This is a genomic window from Bradyrhizobium pachyrhizi, assembly GCF_001189245.1.
Lineage (GTDB): Bacteria > Pseudomonadota > Alphaproteobacteria > Rhizobiales > Xanthobacteraceae > Bradyrhizobium > Bradyrhizobium pachyrhizi.
In genome coordinates, this window is the sequence record NZ_LFIQ01000119.1 from 13892 (window position 1) to 35495 (window position 21604).

Consider the following 21604-nt stretch of genomic DNA (forward strand, 5'->3'; position numbering starts at 1 on the left):
CGGTGGAGGCAACCTACGCCTGCTCAGATCAAGGCTCTGCGAGTCTCGCTGAACATGAGCCAAGCGGAGTTTGCCCGGACATTTGGATTCGACCTTGACGCGCTGAAGTCGTGGGAGCTGGATCGCCGACAGGCGGACCCCCAAAATTCGTTGCTGTTCGCAATGATCGAGACTGACGCGAATTTCGTGAAGGCTGCGGTCCAACGCGTAACGTTGGAAGACGCTTAGCTCCCAGATGCAATAGGTAGGCCTCCTCGATGGAGGCCTACTTTTTTGTATCTCTATTTTTTTGGCGATGGTGAGCCGTGATATGCACCCGGGGCACGCATCAGCGATAGCCGTGCCGAAGGCAGAAGCGTGACCGAGTGCCTCCGGCGAGGGGTTCGATCTGTCTCATGCGGGGGATTGTCACCCGCATGGGCGGAGACAAAGCAGTATCTCTAACGGAGATCCGCGTGACCCCGGGCGCACCCCAACGACACACTTAGACCGCACGAGATCGGTCAGTCGAGTGAAGCGGCTGGGCTACCGGGTCTGAGAGGTTCGATACCGCCGTCCGAAAGGCCGCGATTGGGGCGATATCTGGAATCTTATACGCTGGCGAGACACGAACGTTGGTTTGGCTGTTTCCTTCTATGCAAGTGATCTTCATCAGCTCCGCCCTGTATTTGCGTCTGCGGTCTCGCTGATTCGCCCAACTGACTACGCCTGCAAGTGAGTTGGGCTGGAAGAACTGCTCAACCTCTTGAAGTTGCCTTATCGTATCTTCAATGCGGGAGAGCAGAGACTGTAAGCGGCCGAGTGTGCTGTTGATGTCCCGATCAATCTCGACCTTACTGACCACTAACATGGCCAGTTTGGAAATCTCGGCCGCCAACTCCTTCAGGCCGCGCTGTGGATCGGTAAAACCGTCAAACAGCGTCTTGGGCAGCCTCGTCTGTCCGACGCGTCCGCCGCCGTTGTTTGTATGCCACTCCAGTTGATCCCAAAGCCACGGCAAACTCTTCCGAAACCGGCTTTTGAGCTCTACATAGCGGTCAAAGACCTCGGCCGTTGAGAACGTCTCCAGCCATTCCAAAAAAGGATCGACGACGGCTCTAATTTGCGTGATGCGCCGCAGAATTGCCTGCCGATCAACCGCTGCGTCGTAATCCTTCCTGAGCGCGGCGAAGTTAGCGCCGTAAATGTGCACGCCGCAGATGTGCCCCACAAGGAAACGCAGACCTCCCTTGTTTATAACCAGTCCGGCAAGATGAGGTTGATGGCAGTGCGTGCACCGCATCTTCTCGTGCTCGGACTTGCGCAGGTCGTAGCCATACTCAACGAAGGATTCCGATGCACCCTCCGGGACAGTCGATACTAAGTTTGCCAGGTTTTCCGGATCATCGGTCGTCAGTTCCACAGCCAAGAGCTGCGCGTCACTAACCGTTTCCCAATATCGTTTCGTCATTCCATGCTCCGAATCGGTAGCTGAACGCACGAGGGCAACGCGTGTACCGGCAATTTGAAGATTCGGCAATCGCTCCACCGGATCAGCAAATGCCAAATTCAGGGTGCGAAACAACACGGATCGCCTGTCGCGGGATTTCCGCGTACTAATTGCCGCCCACAGACTGCGTAGGACTTGCGAACGGCCATTTTACGCCAATGAGGTTGCGGACGCCGTCGGGCCTATGGCCGAGAAAATAGCCGAAGGTGTCCGCCGGCACATCCAATCGGTTCGCCTGTGCAAATTCCAACATCTTCGCGCGTTGTGCATTCACGACCCGCAGCACGTCGGTATCAACGGTGTCATGCGCAATCAGGCGCACGCACTTCCCATCCGCGAGATGAAATACGCCGAGTTCGCTGCTTGTGCCCGAATGTTCAACGCCCATTTGCGAATCAGTGATGCACAAACTCACGACGGTCGTGAACCCATCGCCCGCTGCGGCAATGTATCGAACATCCTTCCAGTTCCTTTCTGAGCGCTGTTCTTTGGCCAGGACAAACTCGGAAGCCGGGAAATACATGCTGAATGCAACAACAACATCGGTCATTACCGGCGGCGGCTTATCCCAGAAAATCGGAAACGAACCCTAGTGACACATCTTCTTTGAGGGCGAGCATTATGGCATTTGGGTGCACTCCAAAGACGCACCCTTTGCGGCCCCTCTGGCATTCGCAACACTCACTCAAGCGGACGCAGGGAGAGTAGGTAACTTGGTCGCCAGGTCGTTCGCAAAAAGATGGCACGCGAAGGCAATTTCACCGAATTCGGCAGCGTTAAAGGCGACCTTCTCGCCCAAGGCATACGTTCTGGCGCGGGTTTCCCGCTTTATCAATATCTCGGCGAGGCCGGTGTGCTCGTGCGTGTCGATAATCACGCCAGGGGCCAGCTCAATTTCCTCGCCGGCCGGGTTCACGTAGAACATCTTGAGGCGCGGCAACGTCAAGGTGAGGTTTCCGGCGTGATCGACATCTTCGGTGCCGACCGTGCCACCCCGGTGTTCGAGGCAATTGCGAACCTTCTGGAAGGACGTAAATTCATCGGCGAACGTCAAAGTTGCCGTTAAACCCGCGTTGACCTCAGCCATTAGTGCGGGAAACAGCAACCGTCCCGCTCGCCTCCGGATAGCAGCAACTTTGGCTTGGAATTCGCCCCAAGTGGTCTGAGTTTGCTGAACTTTAAGAAGCTCTAGATAGAATATTGCCTCCTCGAGCGACTCGCGCACACCCCGCGCCAGTTCCTGAAACCCTTTCGAAAGCATCCAATTTTCATAGAGTCCAAACCGCTCCGCGGCGCTCATGTCAGGGCCTGTGAACCTGTACGCTAGCGCGTTCGTGACGATTTCTGGCTGTTTGGACAGGTCGCTGCCGACGGCCGACTGCAGACAGAAGGTCACGATTTCGCAGCACTGCCAGGCAGCCCGCTGCGCTGGCGCAGCAACTCCATTGGCGTTCAAACTGATTTGCAGCTGTTGCATAGCCGGCTCCCCTTGCCAGCAGAGTACCACCCTTTTATGGGCGCCACATTTCCAGCTGTTGCGTGATAGGGTTCCTGATTAGCTGTGTTGCAGAGTGGTCGTCTTAGGTCGCCCTTCCTCGGCGGGCAGAAGGTCCTTTCACCGGAAAAAATTGGTAGGTTCTGCCTAAGACGAGATCTCGAAGGTGATGCAAACTGTCAGCTCAAAGGAATGGGACCTAACGGCCCTGGCCGACGACGAGCGCCGCGCACGACTTCTCAATGCTCCTTCACCACGCGAGCTGATCGAAGCGGTCGTCAAGGACGCTGAGCATTCAGCCAGTCAGGGCAAAGTATGGCTCAGATGGGAGCCCGCAATCGATCCAGCTGCTCCACCCGAACTCGCGCGACTCTGGGCGCAAATTCCCGTTGCTGAAGGCGTTTTCGACCAGCTCTTTAACGGTTATAGCGGCTACCGTGCTCAATACTATCTTTCACCCAGCGATGGTCTCATTTTCAACCGCGCTATCGTCGACGGCCTCATCCCCGCCGTTAAAGAGGCATACGCCATTACTCCCCTTGCCGTACCCTTCGACTTGTTGGAGCAATCTGTTCGTGAGGCGCACTCAAAGATTTGGATATTCAAGGATCAGGACGCATTCGACGAGGCACCGGAAAACATTTTGAATCCACCGCGCTGGGTCGCCAACCAAGCGACCCGCGGCCGGCGCATCCCGCTTCCGGCTCACTTGTCGATCGACCTAAAGGGAACGTTTATCAACCCGATGACGGGAAAGCCGTGGGTGCACGAATATAAGCTCGACCGTGCTGAAGACCTTTATGCGAAAGGGTTTGCTTAACGCCCTGGTTGCCGAACGCGCTCAGACGAGGGCCACCAAGGGGGTCATCGGAGACCGATGCGTTCTACGGCCGCTTCGGCGATCTCTTTCGGAGTGCCGGCCTCGGCGGCCTCTACAACCTTACGGGCTACCTACAGCAAAGCGTACGGGTGTATTTCTGAAGGACATTCTTACTCCATTGGATATCAATACTCCTGGTTCTTGCTCGACAGCTTCCACGGGGATGTCTTGCGCTAGCTCACTTCCGCAAACGCAACCCTACAAACAAAACGACAATAAAAAACGCCGCACCGATCGCGGTCGTTCCCTGAGCATTGAGGCTTAAAAACCCCAGCGAGACTTCCAACTTATCCATGACACAGCTCTCCTTTTAGAAGGTTTCAGAGCTGTCTTGCGGGGCGATTTAGATATGTGGACCTTTTCCGGAATGCTTGGCAAGGGGGGCAGTTAGGTAAAATGTAAGCTTGGCCTAGAATGTAGACCGAAACGTACATCCCTATAGACCAGAACCTACATTTGCGTGGTCATTGCTGTGAACATGCAAAGTACGCCGTGCAATTAATTGCATTGGTCGTTGCGATGAGGCGAGCGTTCGGCCCCCTGTTGAACGAGTGATTCGCGATGCACATGGCCCACGCGCAGCACATTTTCACAAGCGATGAAGCGCGATGAAAGGCCGGCGCGAAGACAGAGGCCGGCAAAAGTGCAGCCGCAGGAGCGTCAGCATAGCGCCGCACAGCGGGACGCGGGACCGACTGCAACGACGAGACCGGTTAACAAGGCACCCGGTGCGCGCCTTAGTGATAGCGATGCCGTAGGCAAAGGCGTGACCGAGTGCCTCCGGCGAGGAGTTCAAAAGCGCTTCGCGTGAGGGATTGTGACCCGAATGGGCGGAGACGGCGAAGCGGCTCCGGGCGCAGCCTAAAGCCCGACCCGGCGGGACACGCCCAAAATCAAAGAGGCTCCCCCGTGGGAGAGCCTCAGCATTTCGCAAACAGGATGAAGGCGGCGGCGAAGCGCTGCCGGGATTCTGCCTCCTGCGGCAGCGCAATCGCCCCTTCAACGACAAGCTGGGCTTCCGCCAGCGCTTCAACGGCGCGGATGAATTGGTCCTTGCGCCATTCGGGCCAAGACGTCTGATCGATCAAGCCATAGACCGCGTCCAGCACCGCATTGGCTTCAACGAGCGAAACCGTATCTAGTCGCCCTCCTGGTCGCCTTGCGGCTTCGGTTCACGCAGGACGATCTTGCCCGACACCGCAACGCCCGGTGCGATCACGATGTTGAAGCCCTTGCCGTCGTCGTTCGGCCACGCGGCACCTATCCGGGTCCACGTCGCTTTCCTGCCGTCACCGCTGACAGCGAATGCGTCATGCGAGGGCAGCTTGCTCTCGGCCATCGGTTTTCCTTTTCAAACGAGAGGTGTTTCCAGCGGAACGCTGTGCTCCGATGCTGACGCAACTTGACGGGCCGTAAAGCCGTCAGGTGCTTTTGTTGCCTAGCCACCAGGCATGTATCAGCGCTCAGCGCGGGGCTTTTGCAGCCAAGCGGCGCAAGATTCCACCACTGCAACTCATCTTCATCCCATTTCCCGGAGACGCCCATGGCGATCGACGATGCACGTCCGTGCCCTTGCGGGTCCGGGCTTCTTTCCCGCTGGGCCAATGATGCCCGCGGTATTCCTCTGGCGCGGGTCTGCCCCAAGTGCGAGGACGAGAAGCTCAGCCACTACCGGCCGGAGGTGCTCACCAACAGCAACTACGACGCCGACGAGGACATCGATGGCGATTAACATGCATCGCCATTGGTACCGCTGCACGGGAGATCACCTGATGCAGTGGACGAAGGAAAGTCCCGAACCGCAGAACTCCCCTTGCCCGACCTGCGGACTTCTCTACTTCCCCTGGGCATCCGAGGACATGACGACCGCCAAGTTCAAATCCGACAACGGCATCGTCAGCGATCCCCAGCTCGACCTGTTCAAATGATGAAGACGATAAGACGAAAAGAAGGGCGCCATGCGGGCGCCCTTCGCGTTTCAGCTCGGCCATCGTGTCCACGATTTCACGATTCCACGATTGTACGACGGGACGCAGTGCGGGGCGCCGGGGTGTCCCCGGCCGCGCGTGGTGTGGAGGCCCGCGCGAGGCCTCCGCTGGCCGCTGGGTGGCGAAGCCCTAAGCGGCCACGAGAAGGGTTCGGGGAGGCCCCCTCCCCGATGCCGGCGCGCCGGCACTCGCGCTGCAAGCGCCCTCACTACAGTCAAAGACCAGTAGTGAGGGCGCGCGCCACACGCCCGGCGCTAAGTTTGTCGGACAGCTTCCCTCCACGGTTGCACAATCATTCCGCACGCCGGGCTGATTAGGCACGGGCTCTGCAACGGCCAAGTGCCAGCGAGTGCCAGAAGTAATTCGCCAGGCCGTACGACAAGACGAACCATCCCCGGCCGAGAGGCCACAACCGTTTCAAAGGAGCAAGATAATGTCCACACGACGAACACGAGCTGGGTTTGTCCCAGCAATCCCGCCGCCAGTGCAACCCCACGGGCAATGCCGGAGGCACGCCGATACGAGGCAAGTAATGACAAGGAAGCGCAACAACTCGGCAATGCCAACGCACAGCATGGAAGGAGCTGGCCGCATTCCCGGTAGCGAACCGATCACAGACCAAACGAGACAACGCGGCGTCGCTCGCCGCATTGGAACGACCAACCCGCCAGTAGGGCGGGCCGCGTCATGCCAAGGCTTTCGCGGCGGTCATAAACACTAACGAAGGCAACGACGATGGACGCGCTCTCATTCGACCTGAAAACCATCACCCTGAGCGATGGTGTCGGGTCGTATCTCACGCGCAGCCAACGGCACCGGGGCTTGCAGCTGATGGCGCGCGACCTCCGTGCGCTCGGCTTCAGGCTCCCTGCCGCGTCGTCACTGAAACCGCGCCATGTCGAGGCGCTCGTCGGCCATTGGCGATCCTCGGGACTTTCCGCCGGCACCATGAAAAACCGCATGGGCTGGCTGCGCTGGTGGGCCGGTCGGGTCCGAAAACCCAACGTGGTCCCGCGTGACAACGATAGCGCCGGCATTGAGAGGCGTTCCGCCTTCAACGGCAACCGCGCCCACACCACCTCCACCGACAAGCTTGCCGCCCTGCCCTATCGCGTGCGCCTCGCGCTGCGTTTGCAAATGGCCTTTGGCATGCGGCTGGAAGAGAGTTTGAAATTCCGCGTGAGCCAGGCCGACAACGGGGATCGGCTGGCGATGCAATCCAGCTGGTGCAAAGGCGGCCGGGCGCGGGAGATCCCCGTGGTCCATCCGCGTCAACGAACGCTGCTCGATGAGCTGCGCAAGGCCTGCGGCGACGGTTCACTTATTCCGCAAGGTCAACGCTACATTGATTTTCGCAAAGAGGTCGAGCATGTGACGTGGGGCGCCGGCATCCGCAATTTGCACGGTCATCGGCATTGGTACGCCCAGTGGCGCTACCAGGGCTTGACCGGTCGCCCCTGCCCCGCTGCCGGCGGCCCGACCTATGAGCGCATGAGCCGTATCGAGAAAGCCGCTGACTTCCGCGCCCGAATGCAGATTTCAAACGAGCTGGGACATGGTCGGCTGGCCGTCACCGACACCTATCTTGGCAGTCGCTTCGCAAAGGCGCAGAATCGACGCGATGAAACTAAATCTAGCTAAGCTCGTCCCTGAGCTTGAAAAGTCCTATGCGATAGCATTGGAGAACCTGGCGGCGACGCAGCTGCGCAGCGATAAGATCAAGATGGCATTGCACAATGCCGCCAAGAACGGGCACAGAGCGCTGCGCATTCGATTGCCCGATGGCATTGATCTCAGGAAAACGGACGGCGCCGTGGCATTCGAGGAATGGGTCAAGGAAAACGGCTTGACGCGGGAATGGCAAAGCCGCGTCGCAACCACAGAAGATGGACGGCAGGCCACCGGCTTTGACGTCGAGATTTCCTGGTAGGCGCATCGTCGCAAGCGTAGATTCGATTTCACTGACGCACTTCGCGCAACAAAAAAGTCACTTTATACCCGCTAGCATGTCGATTCACGAGAAAGTATCGCCGAATCAAGAGATTCATTACTCCAGTTCCCCCAGACGAGTATGGGACACCGCCATCGCTCTTGATGTCCAGAGATAGATAGTAGGTACAGTCTCGTTGGGCTTTATCCTTGGTCGTCGGTATTGGATACTCTCCGTCCTCCCCCCTACACTTCTCAGAGACCTCCCAGTTTTGCTTTACGGACAGGTCTTGATTCACTATGTCGATGAAAACAACTCGTCCGTCGTATTTATTCAGGACATCGATCGCTGCTTCGTTCTCCTTTGAATAGTAGGTAGTTGCAAGACTCACCCTGGGTATTTCCGCTTGCGGCATTCTCGGGATAGCGAGCGCGGACTCCATTCGCTTCGTGGTATCGTCAATTGTTGCGACGGTTGTGTTAATGCTGCCGAGCCGAGCCGCTATTCCCTGAAGTTCATTCTGAATTGTGGTGATCGACGGAATTTCTGTTGCCACGAAACCCTTTGTCTCCGCGGCGGCCAACTTCTGAATTCCCACCGTAAGTCCCAAGCACACCGTAAGAATGAGCGAAGCTATACAAGGAAAAGCACAGCGGCGGCCGCATTGAGGACACACGGCTATTATCGCCGCGAGAGCTAGGAAGCTAGCTCCGAACACAATAAGCCCAATAGAAGCGATCGGAGCCAGAACGGTAGCGACGTCAGCGACGAGGCCAATCAGCGGCCCGACGATTGCAATGAAACTCCATCGCCGATTGCGTAAGTCATCAAACCCGTCTCGACCAAAAATGTGGAGGCCGAGGGCTGACAGCATCCCGCTGGCTTCGCCGGCCGGTTCGACACTACGCCCATAGATCTCTTCGATATCGTCCGGGTTAGACAAATGAAACTCCAAATAGCGCCAAATGACTTGATAACAAAAAAGGTCACTCACGTGACCTTCTCCGAAAATGTAATGTCGCGCGGGGCGCGTTTCGCTGCTCGTAACGCCAGGGCAACGTAAATCAGTGAAGCTATTGCGTTGGGCGCAGCAAAAAGCGGCTGACCGACGAACGAGAAGTATACCGCGAAGCCTGCAAAGCGAAAGCTATAACAAGGTAGTAACGGGTCATGCTGCTCTCCAAGTGGAGCTCTCCCGCACGCTCGGGAGAGCGTTGTGCGGAAGTCGCTCGCCCCTGGAGGGCGAAACGGAATACGTGATTGCCTACTAGTATTGGGCAAGAAGCTTTGTTTTCAAGTGCCCCCGCGGCGGCCCACAATGGGAGGCATTTAGCAACACACTAGCGTACTGCTACGCTGCTACAGCAGCCCGGGATGGCCTGATCGCTCCAGATATTCCCGCAAAGCATCGAGGTAAATATCATGCGGCTTGCGATCAGTGATGAAGGCAATCTCCTTCATCTTCTTCTTGGCTTTCGGCGGCAGGTACAACATCACGCGCTTGTAAGTTGCCCGCACTGTCCCCCCTTGCCGCTTCGTATCTGTGCGACCCTCGTCCGCTACCGGCTCGCAGCCAGGCGCGGCCGTTTCGGATAGAATCTCGACCACATTGTCATCCTGTACGACCGCCAACTGAACGGGTTTTGGCCGCAGCAACCCATCCAAACCCGCCGCTGCGGCTACGGCGTTACGCGCGGCGTCGCTCTTGCTGCTCACCAGTCTTCTCCTTGTTGACACGTTTCCTGCACCAGGCCCAGAACTCGGCAATCTCCTCGGCGGCCTTCGATCCCGGCGCATGTTCATTGACGCCGAGCCCCAAAGCGTAGCTGTACTGAAAGTCCATGCGTGAGGCCAAAGAGACCGGGACCACTGGCCCGCTTTGAGCGAGGCCCGTCATGACAGCCGACGTAAGCTTGGCGGCTTTGTTCGGCGCGGCTTGATTAACCACCAGCGCGAAGTCGCGGCGCATCGTGTGCAAAGCGGCCATCGTGGTGCGCGTGGCGTGTAGGTCAGGGCCGGCGGGCCGTACCGGGATTAGGCACAGGTCAGCGACCCGCATTGCGGCCCGGGTGGCGTGACCATCCTCCCCCTTGGTATCGATCACGACCAGCGAGAAACCCGCCTCTTGTAGCATGGTAAGGGTTTTTGTGAGATCGGCCGCGGACTCGTGAGCGACAACGGGCGGCGTTTCCGCCGTTCGAGTATCAAACCAGTTGGTCACTGTGCCTTGGGGATCGAGATCGATGAGGCAGGCCTTCTCGCCCGTGGCCTCCGCGGCCACCGCGAGGTTGATGGCGAGCATGCTCTTACCCGTGCCACCCTTTTGATTGACGAAGCTGACGATTTTCATGCGCCCACCCTAGTGCAGAGGCGCGGATGACTACTACGGCAGTACAGCAGTTCGCCGACAGGCTGTTACAATGCTACAACAGAGTAGCAGTACACTGATGTATCAGCATGATTGTGTAGCTGCATATCAGCTTAGCAGCGCGGCGCCAGGCTGACATAAGAAACAGAAGGTACACAGCAGCCCAGCTGCATAACAGCGTGCTGATATGGCAATGTGCTTGTGTACTAACTTCGCAGCGTCATTCGAAGCTGACGTGGCGAAGAGTTTTGGCGATGTAACGCCAGCGCCGATAGCCGCAGGTCAGCATGCTAGCATAGCAGTATGCTACCATGGCAGCTTACTGCCCGCGCTACCGGCTATCCGCTGGAAATCTGATTATCTGGCCATTCATTGAAGATCGCGGTTGCCCATTTTATTGGCGGCCGACTCGTCGGCGAAGATCGGTGGCGGTAGCATCGGGCACATGCAGCCCATCAAGCTCGATCTGGTACCCCGCGAGGCGTTCGCGGCGTTGAGCTTGCACGAGCGTAACGACTATCTGCAAAAGCTGGCGGAGGAATTCTCGGAAAAAACGAACCGCCCCACATTCATATTCGACAAGGAGGCACTGGCCCGGTTGCGGGTCTTCTACATGCGCCGCAGCTTTGCCGATCTGGAGCGAGGCGGGGTCAAGATCGCCGATGCTGAACTAGCCGCCGCATTACGCAGTCTAGGCGAGACCATCAAGGGCAGTGAGCACAAGGCTGATGTCATCGCCATGCTTAAGGCGGAGCTGCCGGCGCCGGTGTTGCGTGAGGCGCCCGCTGATGACAGTCAGCTGTCTCTGTTCGTCCCCGTGATCTTCGATGCGCCGCTGAAAGACGACGTGAACCTGATGGATATCGCGCCGTTCACGATGTCAAAAAACCGACGACTGACCTTGTTGCGCTACGAGTTGAAGGACTGCATCATCACGGTCGCCGGGAGCGGCGAGCATGGCCTGGCCACGGTTTTTGATTACGACATCTTTCTGCACATGCTGTCGTATTTGAACGAGGAAGTCCGCCGTTACCGCAACGAGGAAGCCAAGGGTCTGCGGCCCGGCCTGCCGTCACAGGTGTATCGGCCCAGCGCGTCGCACATTCTCAAGTTCTGCCGCCGCAGTTCGGGCGGCAAGCAGTACAAGGATCTGGAGGCCGCGCTTGATCGGTTGGCGGGTACCCGCTTGAAAGTCGTACCGCTGAATGGAGGAAAACGGCGCGAGATCATGAACGTCCCATTCATCGATAAGTACCGCATCGTTAGCGAAACCGCCAGCGGCCACATTGACCAGGTCGAGATCCACATTCCGACGTGGGTTTACGACCTGGTGGTGCGTGGGAAGGGTGCGCCGCACATTCTGACGCTCAATCCGGATTACTTCCTGATCAGCCAAGGTCTTGGCCGGATGGTGTACCGCCTGGCGCGGCGCGCGGCAGGCCGCAGTGAAGCACGGTATTCGATCGCGGAGGTGCACAAGCGGAGCGGCTCGCCGCAGGCCCTGCCACAGTTCACGCAGATGTTGAAGCAGCTGGTGGCTAACGCGAAGGTGTTCCCGCTGCCTGACTATGATCTGGATTTTGTCGGCGGACGAGTTGGTCAACTGCTGCGTATGCGCTATCGCGGGGAAGGGGGCGACGTTGCCAATGCCGAACGTGCCGCCTTACCCTTGCTCGACTGATTTTTTACAAGCCGTTTTTACAAAACCGTACTTCGCCTATCGGCGCGGCGTTCGGCAGGTAAGCGGGACAAAATGGGTTGACGCGTTCCGGCCGCTCGTTTTTTACAAGCCATTTTTACAAAACCGTACTTCACCTATCCGGGCGACGTTTGGGCAGCGAGCCTCTCATCAACGCCCCGAGTTTTTACAGACGTATCTTGCAAACCGTACTTCGGCTATCCGGCCCGGCGGCTTTTACAAAGCCGTACATCGGCTATTAAACACCGTACATCACCTATGCAAAGCCGTACTTCGCCTATTCCAGACCGTACATCACCTATCGCGACGCCGTACTTCGCCTATCGTTTTTGCGGCCAAGTGTATGAGTGGATTGAAACGGTTTTGACATATCCACAGGGCGATTCTTCCTAAAACTATTTAAACTATGAATACCCCTAAAACGCCTGCGGCTGATTTTTCAATCTGGTTTTGAAGGGAAGGGGTGAAGGTGGTCAATGGCGAGCTGGTGTCATGCCTCACCGAACTGCGCTGGAGCTGTACTGTTGCGGATAGCCCCCATACAGCGCACCGCGGGGCAATAGAGCTGTTTGCCAACCCGAACCACCCAGCTCCCCGCCTGACGGCAACAGAAACGCTTTTAAAGCCCGCCCGGTCGGTCCTCTGTGCGAGACGCGCGGCGTAACCACGCCGCGCATCTGCTATCCGTTGTCAGTCCTTCGAGTAGGTCGCGACGGAATCGCCGCAGACCCGCTCGCCGAAGCTCGCGGCGTGCGTTGCCGTCGACGCACCGGACGCCTTCTGACCGAACGAGGCGCCGGAGACCTGCACGGCCGCGCCGCTGGCGACCTCGCCGAACGACGCGGAATGGGTGGGGGTAGACCCGCCCGTCGCGAACTCGCCGAAGGAAGAGGAATGCGTAGGCTTACCGAAGATGCTCACTGAACTTCTCCTGTTTATCAGCGCCGGCACCATGCCGAGCTGATTGCGTATCCATCCGAAACGGACGGAAATCTCACGCCCCCCATGTCCCCCGTTCCGGCAACCTCAGCTGCCGGGTAATTGAAACTTTGACGCCGCAGAACTTCTCCTGAAACTCCGCCACCTTCGACAGGAACGCGTCGATCTTGGCGGGCTCCAGGTTGTTGAGGCGCACCTTGTTGCTTTTCTCGTTGCCGTACCGCGAATGTCTCTCGACGGTGTTGGCTTCGCTGCCGGCCAGGTAGACGATGCGGAGAAGCCCGGAGATCGTCGGCACCACTTCGAGCCGGTTGAGCTTGCTGAGGTCGGCGGTGGTCGTGGTGTAGTCCGATGTTCCCGCGTCCACCGTGAAGATGAACTTGCAGTACTCGGGCTCTTGAAGTTCGTAGCGCTTGGGCGGACCGCGCGTGCCGGCCACAACCAACGTGCCGTTCTCGAACTTCACGTCCAGCCAGCTGGCCCAGAGGTTGTATTCACCGGCGACGATGTTGCCCGCCGCTCGGAGGCGCTCCTCGGTGCCGTGTTCCTGGCAGGCACTCAGCGACAACGCTGGCAGTATCGCCAGTGCCAATAGCTTCCTGCGCATCATCGGTTCCCAAGGCAAGAGTTGGCGATTTCGGCGATGTCGGAGCGGTAGCCCGATTTCTCGGCTGCCAGCTTGTCCGGAGGGATAAGCTGCGGACACCAGTCGAAAGCCGTGAGCCTGCGGGCTTCCTGTTGCGCCGACAGCAGGTAGTATTCGCAGAGGTTCAAGCTTCGCGCCTTGTGGCTGTCCGGCCCTCCGGTGACCATACCGAGCATGCCGGTCACCATGCCCTGGGCCATCTCACCGACCGGGTTGCCATCACCGGGTTGCTTGTTTCCCTTGAAGCGGGCGTAGATGGCCTTGTCGGTTTCCTTCGAGGTTTTGACCACCTTGTCCCACGCCGGGCACGCAATCCCCTTGTTGCCGTCCGTCAGCTTGCGGCCGGGAAACATCGTCGGCACCTCGCCGATGGCGGAGCGCTTCATCCACAGACAGTCAGCGCCGGGCCGCTGGCGCAGGCACACGAACGCCGCCTTGCTGGTCGCGTCATAGCCGTCGTAAAACGCGTACTGGCCCGGATGCGCGAAGGCGCAGCCGTCCGCGAAGCGATAGACCATGTGCAGCTTGTCGAGCTGTTCGGTCTGGCCATTCTGGACAAGCGCCTCGTGCTGCTTGACCACGTTGATGTCGACGCAGGCAAACGCTTCCTGCTCGATGCGTACCGGCGGCAACAGCTTGTCGGCGTAGGCCGACGAGGCAAGCAGGCACGTGACGATGGTGAGCCCGAATCTCATGAGCGGCCCTCGCGCACGGCCTGCATCATCTCCCGGTGCCGACGTTCCTGATTGTCGCCATTGACGACGATGACGGCCCAGATGGCCGCCGGTATCCAGCCCAGCACGGTGATCTGAAGGAGGAGGCAAAGGATGCCCTGGAACGGTCTTCCACGCAGGAAGAGGGCCAGCCACGGCAGCAAAATAGCGACGGCAATCATTGGAAACCCCTCAAAAAAAGGTTTCCGTTTCTATGCAAAAATCCTGATTTACGAATGCAAGGGTCTGAGAGCAGAATCAGCCTCAGATGAAAATCGAAGGCGTCTCCAAGTCACTTGCTCAAGCTATTGAGCGGACTCAAGAAACAGGCGGCGTTCTCCCGCCTCCCCTTTCCGTTGCCAACGACCTTGCAAAACCTAGGAGTCTTGCAACAGGCGGCCAGCGGAAATGACCATCTTCGGTTATGCCCGCGTAAGCACGTCAGGCCAGGAGCTGGAGATTCAGATCGCACAGCTTGAGGCCGCAGGCTGCGAACGCATCCTCTGCGAGAAGGAAAGCGGCATGAACGATCGCCGCCGCGAGTTGACGCGTTTGCTGCGGCGGCTACGAAAGGGAGATACCGTCATCGTCCCCGCGCTCGACCGGCTGACCCGCGGCGGACCATTCAAAATGCTCCGCGTCCTGGACGACATTACTTCGCGTGGCGCGGCCTATAGATCCTTGGCCGAGCCCTGGGCGGATACCACAAACGAACTCGGCGAGGTGCTGGCTGCGCTTGTCGGCTATATCGCCCGCAAGACGCGCGAGGATATCATTCATCGTACCAGTGAGGGCCGAAAGCGCGCGCGAGAGAAGGGGATCAGGTTCGGTCGCAAGCCGAAGCTATCTCCCGACAAGCAGAAGGCAGCTCGCCAACTCTGCGAGGCCGGCAAGTCGCAGAAAGACGTTGCGAGCGCGTTTGGTGTTAGCTCATCGACAATTTCGAGAATTTGTTCAGCCGACGGCACCAACGAGGTTACAGGGCTGCCAGACGAAACGGCCGCATTGTCCGGCTGATGCACTCCTACTTGTCGGCTTTGACTATTCCCTGGTTCGCCTCATAAGCCCGTATTGCGGCAACCTGCTCTTCGACCAGCCTTTGGAATGCGTCGAAGGCGAGGTAGCACAAGTCGCGCTCCTTTTCGATCAAGTCAGCAATCTCGCCCAGATCGAGCGGCTTGTTGCATCCGAACGTGTACTTGATGCCGCCTGTCGCCTCCTCGGCTCTGCTGACCATTCCCGTCAGTCCGATCATGAACCGGGACGAGAATCCATGGTTGTAGTTGTGTCGGAAATTGTCCGACTTCTGATTGAATGCGCTGCCCGCGATTGGTTCAACCCGGAGCTTGAAGCGACGATACTTTTTCCAGCCCCTGCAATAAGGCTCGATGTCGTTGAGATAGAGATTCTTCTTCGGGAAATCGTCTTTCCAGCTTGCTGGGTCCTTGGCTTGGTTTGCTTGATGGCAAAGATGTCCTGCTGCGTACGCAAAACGTGACTTGATAGCATAGGGCTGCCCAAGCGCGACGGTGCCGAGCATGTCGATGAACTCGTGCGTCACCTCGAGCTTCTCATCGTCTGACAAAGGGGCGATGACCGCGGCCCAGGCGCGCAATCGGCTAACGTGATGCGTCAGGTCATTGATGATGTTCGAGAGCTCCGATGCATATTCGTGCAGCATGAGGCGGTAAGCCATCCATTCGAAGGACAGCTGACCGGGGAGGCTCCACCAGGAGTAGGGCATAAAGCGACCGCCCGCCTCACTGGCGTCCAGCTCGGCACGTAATTGAGTGTAGCGCTCGATTAGCCGCTTTGAACGCTGTAGCGTGAACTCATCTGCCATGGGCTTGCATCTTGAAAATGGCCGGGGATCAGGTTACATTTGTGGTGTCCTTCAGGACAGCGCCAAACGAATTTTAACGCTCTTTTCGCTTCTAGACGAACCGAATCACATCAGAGCCCGCAGAGCGCTTTTAAAGCCCGCGCAATCGCCCAGAGCCGTATTCGCCGCCTGCGCACGCTCACGCATCCAACTCCTCGCTGAACACCCCCAATCGACGTCCTGGAGGCTTTCTCGTCTCAACCGGATGGTCGCGGCCGCGCGGCTGTCGAGCCTTGGGGTGTCCTTGTCATGTCCGGTTCACCGGCAGAGGTGACGCAGGCTAACCTTGTCGCGCGCGTTGCGCCTGATCGAGCGGATCAAGCGCCAAGCCATTGCGCGCGAATTGAGAAAGCCGAATGCGCATCCGATGATGCATTGCTGCGATTCGTTCGCGCTCTTGCTCGCGCGGCGGCGATCGCGGATTATGAGCGGCAACACCGCACAACGGACGCGAGCAGCGACAATGAAAGCGGCGATCTACGCAAGGTTTAGCTCGGACAAGCAAACCGACCGGTCCATCGAGGACCAGGTCGCGCTCTGTCGCGCCATCTGTGAACGCGAAGAGCTGATCGTCGTTGGGGTCTATGATGACCGCGCGATTTCCGGCGCGAGTACGGTGAACCGGCTCGGCTGGCAGCGCCTCATGCGCGACGCCAAGGCCGGAAAGTTCGATGTTGTCGTTGCCGAGGCACTGGACCGGATCTCCCGCGATCAGGAAGACTTGGCGGGCATTCATAAGCGGCTGCGCTTTGCGGACGTCGATATTCGCACCGCGCAGGACGGCATTGCCGGTGACATCCACATTGGCGTGAAGGGGCTGCTCGGCTCGCTGTATCTCAAAGACCTCGCGCAAAAGACGCGGCGCGGCCAAGCGGGCGTTGTCCGGGACGGCCGCCACAACGGGGGGCGCAGCTACGGCTACCGCGCGATCCCCGGAAAGCCCGGCGAGCTTGAGATCGATGTGGCAGAGGCCGCGGTCGTTCGGCAAATCTTCGCCGACTACCTCGCTGCAAATTCACCGCGGGACATCGCTGCGGCCTTGAACCAGAAAAGCGTGGCAGGCCCACGCGGCGGCGTCTGGAATGCCTCGACAATCGCGGGCAGCCGCAAGCGCCTCAACGGCATCCTGCAGAACGAGCTGTACGCCGGCCGGATCATCTGGAACCGGCAAACCTTCGTCAAAGACCCGGAGACCGGCAAGCGCATCAGCCGCGAGAACCCGCGCGAGCAGTGGATGAGCGCCGACGCTGAGCACCTGCGCATCGTCGATGCTGACACCTGGGCGCGGGTGCGGGCTCGCCGAGAGGAAAGGGGCGGACCGAAGGGCACCTATGCCACCCGGCCGAAGAACCTGCTGTCCGGCCTGATCAAGTGCGGCTGTTGCGGCTCGGGCTACGTCGTTGGGGGCAACGACAAGCGCGGTCCACTCCTGCTGTGCACCCGCATGAAGGAGACCGGCCTTTGCGAAAACCGGCGCACCGTGGCACGTGAGGCCATCGAGGCGCTGGTCTTGAAGGGCATCGAGGAAAACCTGGCGTCGCCCGAACTGATCGCCGAGTACGTGCGCGAATATCACCGGATGTCGCGTGAACTGCACAGCTCGACCGCCCACCGGCGCCGCGACCTCGAAAAGCGGCTGGGCAACGTCAACGGCGCGATCTCCAAAGCCGTTGACGCACTGCTGGGTGAGGCCCCCAGCCGCGCCTTGCGCGAGCGCTTGGCCACCCTGGAGGCCGAGCGTGACGAGATCGAGGCGGCCATCGCCGATGTCGTCCCGCCCGCCGTGGAATTCCACCCCAACGCGGCGAATGCCTACCGCGACAAGATCCGGAACCTGAAGCAGGCCCTGGCCGAGTCAGACGAGGACAGCCGCTTAGCGGCAAGCGAAGCTATTCGGGAAATTGTTGAGAAAGTCGTCGTCCATCCACGGGGCCGGTACAAACCCGTGAGGGTCGAGATTTACGGCCAACTCGCCGCCCTGCTCAGGATTTCCGAGAGGGCGGCTGAACCCCTAGAGTCTAGGGAAGCGTTGGTTGCGGGGATAGGATTTGAACCTATGACCTTCAGGTTATGAACCTGACGATTGCCTAAATGGTTATTCAACACGCTGGCCCGCGCGCCAGCCCATCTCCCAGAAGTCTGCCTCGAGTCGGGTGGCTTCCTTGAAGATCGCAGTCAGTTCTGCCTCGCGGGCCGGCGTGGCGTAGAGATCGGCGAGACGCTGCAGGTGCGCCCGCGCCTTCGCCGCGACCTCTTGTATGACTCGCCGGCATACTCGGCGATCCAAACGCGATATGGGTTCGTCGCAGCGTCCGCATCCGGTCGCGAGGCGAGTCGCGTTGCGATCTCCCCGTAGCCGATCACGCAGGGGGCAAGCGCCACCTTGAGTGCCAGCAGATCTCCGCGCATTCCAGCGTCGAGCACGTAGCGTGTATATCCTCGCACACACTCGCCACTGCGTAATGTTTGAAGTACGTTAGCCTCAGGTGAAGGCGCCGAACGAAGATTGACGTTCATTTTGGTCTTTAGAAGCGCAGGCCCCGATATGTTCTTCAGTCGTGTATCGGAAGCGGATCCAGTCGCCGATAAGAACGTGAGACCCTCCCCATAGTACGCAAACCGGGCTGCGTTCTTAAGGGCTGCTTTCGCAGAATCTTTTAGAGAGTGGTCACGACTTTCAGTTAAGTGGCTCACAATATCTATTGTGATTGAATCGGCAGCCACCCATCCGGTCGCAATTCTCGATAGAGCTTCGGAAACTCCAAGCTGATATCTGTATGACCCTGTGGGAATTCGCCGAATTAGCGCTGCCGTAGTCTCCGCGCTTGCAGTTGTGAGAATTGTTGCAAGCTGATAGCGAGCGCCTCTTCTCTCAGAAGCAACATCAGATTCCAATTTCGGAAGAAGCGCTTCAACCTGTTTTTCTTGATCTGCTGAGGGACGTTGAGCCGCCCTTTCGATTGAAAGCCTGCTGGGGTCGACTTTCTGCACTGCTTGCGAGACCGTGTCGATCACAGTCACCTGATCACCTTCATTCGTTACACCAAGAGCTGCCGACAAACGCCATGTTGATGAGGCGCCCCAAGCTCTTAGGCTGGCTGAGCTGAGCCTTCCGTCTTCAGAGATGACTGGACCCGAACCCGCTACCGAAGTGGTGCCGCAGCTTCCATTGATACAACGGAGTTCGATTTTTTCGAGTTTGGTGTTTTCTGAAAATGCTTTGGGTACCGCTATCTTTAACTCATATGTGGGCGCGTCGTCCTCACACCGCTCCTTGCAAACGGACGGCGCAGTCGTGATTAGCGTCTCTAGGTTGTACGCCCTTGCAGCAATAGCATCGTTCCCCGGTTCTGCAGATGCGCGGAGTATGGCACGGAAGTTGTCGGATGGAGCACTCGGTCCGAAAGCAACATTTTCGACTCTCTCGGGCAGCTTGAAGATAAAGTCGCCTCGGTCCAGTTCAACGTCCTTTATTCGACCTGAAACGGGAGTTTGCGATGAGATATACTTCGGAACCCACCCGGTAAGATAAGCTATTAGTTCTCGCCCAGTGAGAAATCCATCACGGTTGCTGTCAGCTTCGGGGGCTTCTCCTAACAATGCCCGCACAAACAGTTCTGCGAAAGTACTCGGTTCTGGAACAACCTGGTCTTCTGAACCCGATGCGATAAATTCTCGGAGGGGGGCAAGGGCTACGAGGTAATATGCGATGAGGGCATTCTCGATTTGGACCATTTCAAAACTCGTCTCAGTGTTCCGATTTGCACTCGGAAGCCGCCGATTGTCCCACGAGCGAGCACGCTCCGCTTTCACAGTGGAAGCCTTCGCTTGTACTAATAGCAAGCTCGGAATGGACGATATTATGACACTCGAAGCGACGCATTGATCGTGTATGGGAGAGCTCGAACTCGCTGAGTGGAGCGATGACGAAGCGATTCTTACAAAGGTCCGTATACTCCCCCAAGGTTAGTTAGCTTTGCCATGGCCGCGCAAAGCTTCGACCGCTCGAATGTTGAGGTCGTAACATCACCAGAAAAATTGGCTCGCCTCAGACCATCGGAAGGCTCGCGTGAACTTGGACCATCGACAAATGCACGACACTTGGATCTAGGTGACTTAGCCTTAGCATGGCCAGAGCGCATCTCTCCCCAGGTCTGGTTTCGCGTGATATGCCTATCCGCCTGTCTGCTGCCGCATCGTTGGCTTTTCCAGACGGATCGATGACTGCTTCTGGCCTGCGACGAGAAGCACGCCGCGGCCGACTCGAAATAGAAAGAATTGCTGGCAGAGATTATACTACGCTCGAAAACATCGAGAAGATGAGGGAGCTGTGCCGCGTCAAAGTAAGGGAGCCCGTCTCTATAAGCGAAAGGCACGATATCGCGGCGGAAAGCTCGTCGCCCGAGCCGTCTGGATCATCAAGGACGGCGAGCGCCATAGCGCCACAGGCTGCCTTGCGAGCCCGTCTGAAACAAAGCCGCCTCGAGAAGCAGAGCAAGCGCTAGCGGATTATATCGCGCAAAAGTACCAGCCCGAGCGCAAGCGGCGGGACATCGACGACATCGATTGCGCGGACGTGCTGTCGATCTATTTGACCGATATCGGTGAGCCGGGCGACCAGTTTGAAATTGAAGCGAGGATCGAGCGGCTCAACGATTTCTGGGGTGGCAAGAAGCTGTCGGCAGTTAACGCGCAAACCTGTGCCCGTTACGTCAAACATCGTGGCAGCAAGGGCGGCGCGCGTCGGGACCTCGAGACTTTCCGCGCCGCGATCAACCATCATGCAAAAGAGGGCCTTCACCGCGGCACGGTTCGCGTATCCCTCCCGCCGAAAGGTGAGGCGCGCGACCGGTGGCTGACACGCACCGAGGCGGCAGGACTGATTTGGCAGTGTTGGCGCTATCGCGAAAAGCAGACCATCCACGCCGGCAGCTCAAAGGGCGACCCGGTACGGACTGACCGCCGGCCACTGCGACACGTGGCCAGATTTATCCTGATCGGCCTCTACACCGGAACGAGGGCGGGTGCGATCGCGGCGGCATCACCGTACCCCGAACTTGGGCACTCGTACGTCGATCTCGAGCGTGGTATCTTTTACCGGAGGCCGATCGGCAAGCGAGCAACCAAGAAGCGTCAGACGCCAGCCCCGCTTCCACCCCGGCTACTGGCTCATATGCGTCGTTGGAAAGACCGCCTGCTGATGAGCACCTGCTTCGTCGAGTTCAATGGCAAGCCGGTCGCTTCCGTGAAGAAGGGCTTCAAATCTGCCGTGAATCTGGCCAGGCTGCCCGGGAAAGTCACTCCGCACACGTTGCGCCACACGGCGGCGACCTGGTTGATGCAGCGCGGCGTGCCGATCTGGGAGGCGGCCGGGTTCCTCGGCATGTCGCCGGAGGTCCTGCAGGAAACGTATGGCCATCACCATCCCGATCATTTGCACGGGGCGGCGGCAGCCATTGGCCAAAAAACGCGGTATGTTTCGGTGGTCAAATCGGTGGTTGACTTGGGAACGGCCACCAATGAGAACAAAAAACCTAAGGAAATCTGGTCGGAGTGGCAGGATTCGAACCTGCGA

The 21604-nt window shown here is 58.5% G+C and carries 22 protein-coding genes, 2 tRNA genes and 1 pseudogene (1 of these 25 only partly in view); 9 read left to right on the forward strand and 16 right to left on the reverse strand.

The annotated features are described in order from the left end of the window. Positions 1-484: 484 nt before the first annotated feature. From AKL29_RS35010 to AKL29_RS35020, 3 genes are all read right to left on the reverse strand, one after another. Positions 485-1564, reverse strand: coding sequence for a hypothetical protein (locus AKL29_RS35010; RefSeq protein WP_152977895.1), 1080 nt, complete (start codon positions 1562-1564; stop codon positions 485-487). Positions 1565-1595: 31 nt separating this feature from the next. Further along, positions 1596-2039 carry a hypothetical protein gene (locus AKL29_RS35015; protein WP_050387317.1) on the reverse strand — a complete coding sequence of 148 codons (444 nt, stop codon included), beginning with the start codon at positions 2037-2039 and terminating at the stop codon, positions 1596-1598. A gap of 135 nt (positions 2040-2174) precedes the next feature. Continuing rightward, positions 2175-2966 (reverse strand): hypothetical protein, encoded by a 792-nt coding sequence (locus AKL29_RS35020; protein WP_050387560.1) that lies wholly within the window; start codon positions 2964-2966, stop codon positions 2175-2177. Positions 2967-3150: 184 nt separating this feature from the next. Between AKL29_RS35020 and AKL29_RS35025 the strand changes: the two genes are divergently transcribed. After that, positions 3151-3804, forward strand: coding sequence for a hypothetical protein (locus AKL29_RS35025; protein ID WP_152977896.1), 654 nt, complete (start codon positions 3151-3153; stop codon positions 3802-3804). 980 nt (positions 3805-4784) lie between these two features. Here AKL29_RS35025 and AKL29_RS35030 read toward each other — a convergent pair. Both AKL29_RS35030 and AKL29_RS35035 read right to left on the reverse strand, forming a co-directional pair. Continuing rightward, entirely contained in the window at positions 4785-4973 is a 189-nt protein-coding gene (locus tag AKL29_RS35030; protein WP_050387319.1) for a hypothetical protein, read from the reverse strand. A gap of 29 nt (positions 4974-5002) precedes the next feature. Beyond that, complete coding sequence (locus AKL29_RS35035) at positions 5003-5203, reverse strand: hypothetical protein (RefSeq protein ID WP_050387320.1); 201 nt, start codon at positions 5201-5203, stop codon at positions 5003-5005. Between the two features lie 204 nt (positions 5204-5407). On the opposite strand from AKL29_RS35035, the gene AKL29_RS35040 reads away from it, so the two are divergent. The 4 genes from AKL29_RS35040 (at position 5408) to AKL29_RS35050 (ending at position 7782) form a co-directional block, all read left to right on the forward strand. Then, a complete protein-coding gene (locus tag AKL29_RS35040; protein ID WP_050387321.1) occupies positions 5408-5596 on the forward strand; it encodes a hypothetical protein in 189 nt (62 codons plus the stop codon). Between the two features lie 40 nt (positions 5597-5636). Next, a complete protein-coding gene (locus tag AKL29_RS43085; RefSeq protein ID WP_160321816.1) occupies positions 5637-5792 on the forward strand; it encodes a hypothetical protein in 156 nt (51 codons plus the stop codon). A 795-nt stretch (positions 5793-6587) separates the two neighbouring features. Next, on the forward strand, positions 6588-7493 hold the full coding sequence (locus tag AKL29_RS35045) for a phage integrase N-terminal domain-containing protein (protein WP_050387322.1): 906 nt from the start codon (positions 6588-6590) through the stop codon (positions 7491-7493). Beyond that, the gene (locus AKL29_RS35050) at positions 7474-7782 is read left to right on the forward strand and encodes a hypothetical protein (RefSeq protein ID WP_050387323.1); all 309 of its coding nucleotides are present in this window, start codon (positions 7474-7476) and stop codon (positions 7780-7782) included. Before AKL29_RS35045 ends, AKL29_RS35050 begins: the two co-directional genes overlap by 20 nt. 28 nt (positions 7783-7810) lie before the next feature. Here the strand turns inward: AKL29_RS35050 and AKL29_RS35055 are convergent, their stop codons facing one another. From AKL29_RS35055 to AKL29_RS35065, 3 genes are all read right to left on the reverse strand, one after another. Then, positions 7811-8776: a hypothetical protein gene (locus AKL29_RS35055; protein ID WP_050387324.1), complete on the reverse strand. Its 966-nt coding sequence runs from the start codon at positions 8774-8776 to the stop codon at positions 7811-7813. A gap of 365 nt (positions 8777-9141) precedes the next feature. Beyond that, complete coding sequence (locus AKL29_RS35060; protein WP_050387325.1) at positions 9142-9498, reverse strand: hypothetical protein; 357 nt, start codon at positions 9496-9498, stop codon at positions 9142-9144. Continuing rightward, positions 9470-10132, reverse strand: a complete 663-nt coding sequence (locus AKL29_RS35065; protein WP_050387326.1) for a ParA family protein — start codon at positions 10130-10132, stop codon at positions 9470-9472. The genes AKL29_RS35060 and AKL29_RS35065 overlap by 29 nt, the downstream gene beginning before the upstream one ends. Positions 10133-10535: 403 nt before the next feature. Between AKL29_RS35065 and AKL29_RS35070 the strand changes: the two genes are divergently transcribed. Beyond that, positions 10536-11831, forward strand: a complete 1296-nt coding sequence (locus AKL29_RS35070) for a replication initiator protein A (protein ID WP_244482600.1) — start codon at positions 10536-10538, stop codon at positions 11829-11831. 708 nt (positions 11832-12539) lie between these two features. On the opposite strand, the gene AKL29_RS35075 is transcribed toward AKL29_RS35070, so the two are convergent. The 4 genes from AKL29_RS35075 to AKL29_RS35090 form a co-directional block, all read right to left on the reverse strand. Then, positions 12540-12770, reverse strand: coding sequence for a hypothetical protein (locus AKL29_RS35075; protein WP_152977897.1), 231 nt, complete (start codon positions 12768-12770; stop codon positions 12540-12542). Between the two features lie 73 nt (positions 12771-12843). Beyond that, positions 12844-13395 (reverse strand): hypothetical protein, encoded by a 552-nt coding sequence (locus tag AKL29_RS35080; protein WP_152977898.1) that lies wholly within the window; start codon positions 13393-13395, stop codon positions 12844-12846. Then, complete coding sequence (locus tag AKL29_RS35085; protein ID WP_050387329.1) at positions 13395-14129, reverse strand: hypothetical protein; 735 nt, start codon at positions 14127-14129, stop codon at positions 13395-13397. The genes AKL29_RS35080 and AKL29_RS35085 overlap by 1 nt, the downstream gene beginning before the upstream one ends. Then, on the reverse strand, positions 14126-14329 hold the full coding sequence (locus AKL29_RS35090; protein ID WP_050387330.1) for a YqaE/Pmp3 family membrane protein: 204 nt from the start codon (positions 14327-14329) through the stop codon (positions 14126-14128). The genes AKL29_RS35085 and AKL29_RS35090 overlap by 4 nt, the downstream gene beginning before the upstream one ends. A 226-nt stretch (positions 14330-14555) precedes the next feature. On the opposite strand from AKL29_RS35090, the gene AKL29_RS35095 reads away from it, so the two are divergent. Next, positions 14556-15164, forward strand: a complete 609-nt coding sequence (locus AKL29_RS35095; protein WP_050387331.1) for a recombinase family protein — start codon at positions 14556-14558, stop codon at positions 15162-15164. Positions 15165-15171: 7 nt separating this feature from the next. Here the strand turns inward: AKL29_RS35095 and AKL29_RS35100 are convergent, their stop codons facing one another. Beyond that, positions 15172-15990, reverse strand: a complete 819-nt coding sequence (locus tag AKL29_RS35100) for a hypothetical protein (RefSeq protein ID WP_050387332.1) — start codon at positions 15988-15990, stop codon at positions 15172-15174. A 502-nt stretch (positions 15991-16492) separates the two neighbouring features. Here AKL29_RS35100 and AKL29_RS41370 point away from each other — a divergent pair. Then, positions 16493-18103, forward strand: a complete 1611-nt coding sequence (locus AKL29_RS41370; RefSeq protein WP_082190800.1) for a recombinase family protein — start codon at positions 16493-16495, stop codon at positions 18101-18103. Here AKL29_RS41370 and AKL29_RS35115 read toward each other — a convergent pair. Beyond that, positions 18060-18146 (reverse strand) — tRNA-OTHER (locus AKL29_RS35115). The two genes, AKL29_RS41370 and AKL29_RS35115, sit on opposite strands and share 44 nt — an antisense overlap. Beyond that, positions 18125-18465, reverse strand: a pseudogene (locus AKL29_RS39945) (thiaminase II/PqqC family protein); the annotation flags it as partial. The pseudogene AKL29_RS39945 and the gene AKL29_RS35115, both read right to left, overlap by 22 nt. A gap of 1894 nt (positions 18466-20359) precedes the next feature. On the opposite strand from AKL29_RS39945, the gene AKL29_RS41375 reads away from it, so the two are divergent. After that, the coding region (locus AKL29_RS41375) for a tyrosine-type recombinase/integrase (protein WP_082190801.1) at positions 20360-21604 on the forward strand (1245 nt) is incomplete at its 3' end. Beyond that, positions 21575-21604, reverse strand: a tRNA-OTHER gene (locus tag AKL29_RS35125) (it continues 40 nt past the right edge of the window). The genes AKL29_RS41375 and AKL29_RS35125 overlap by 30 nt on opposite strands.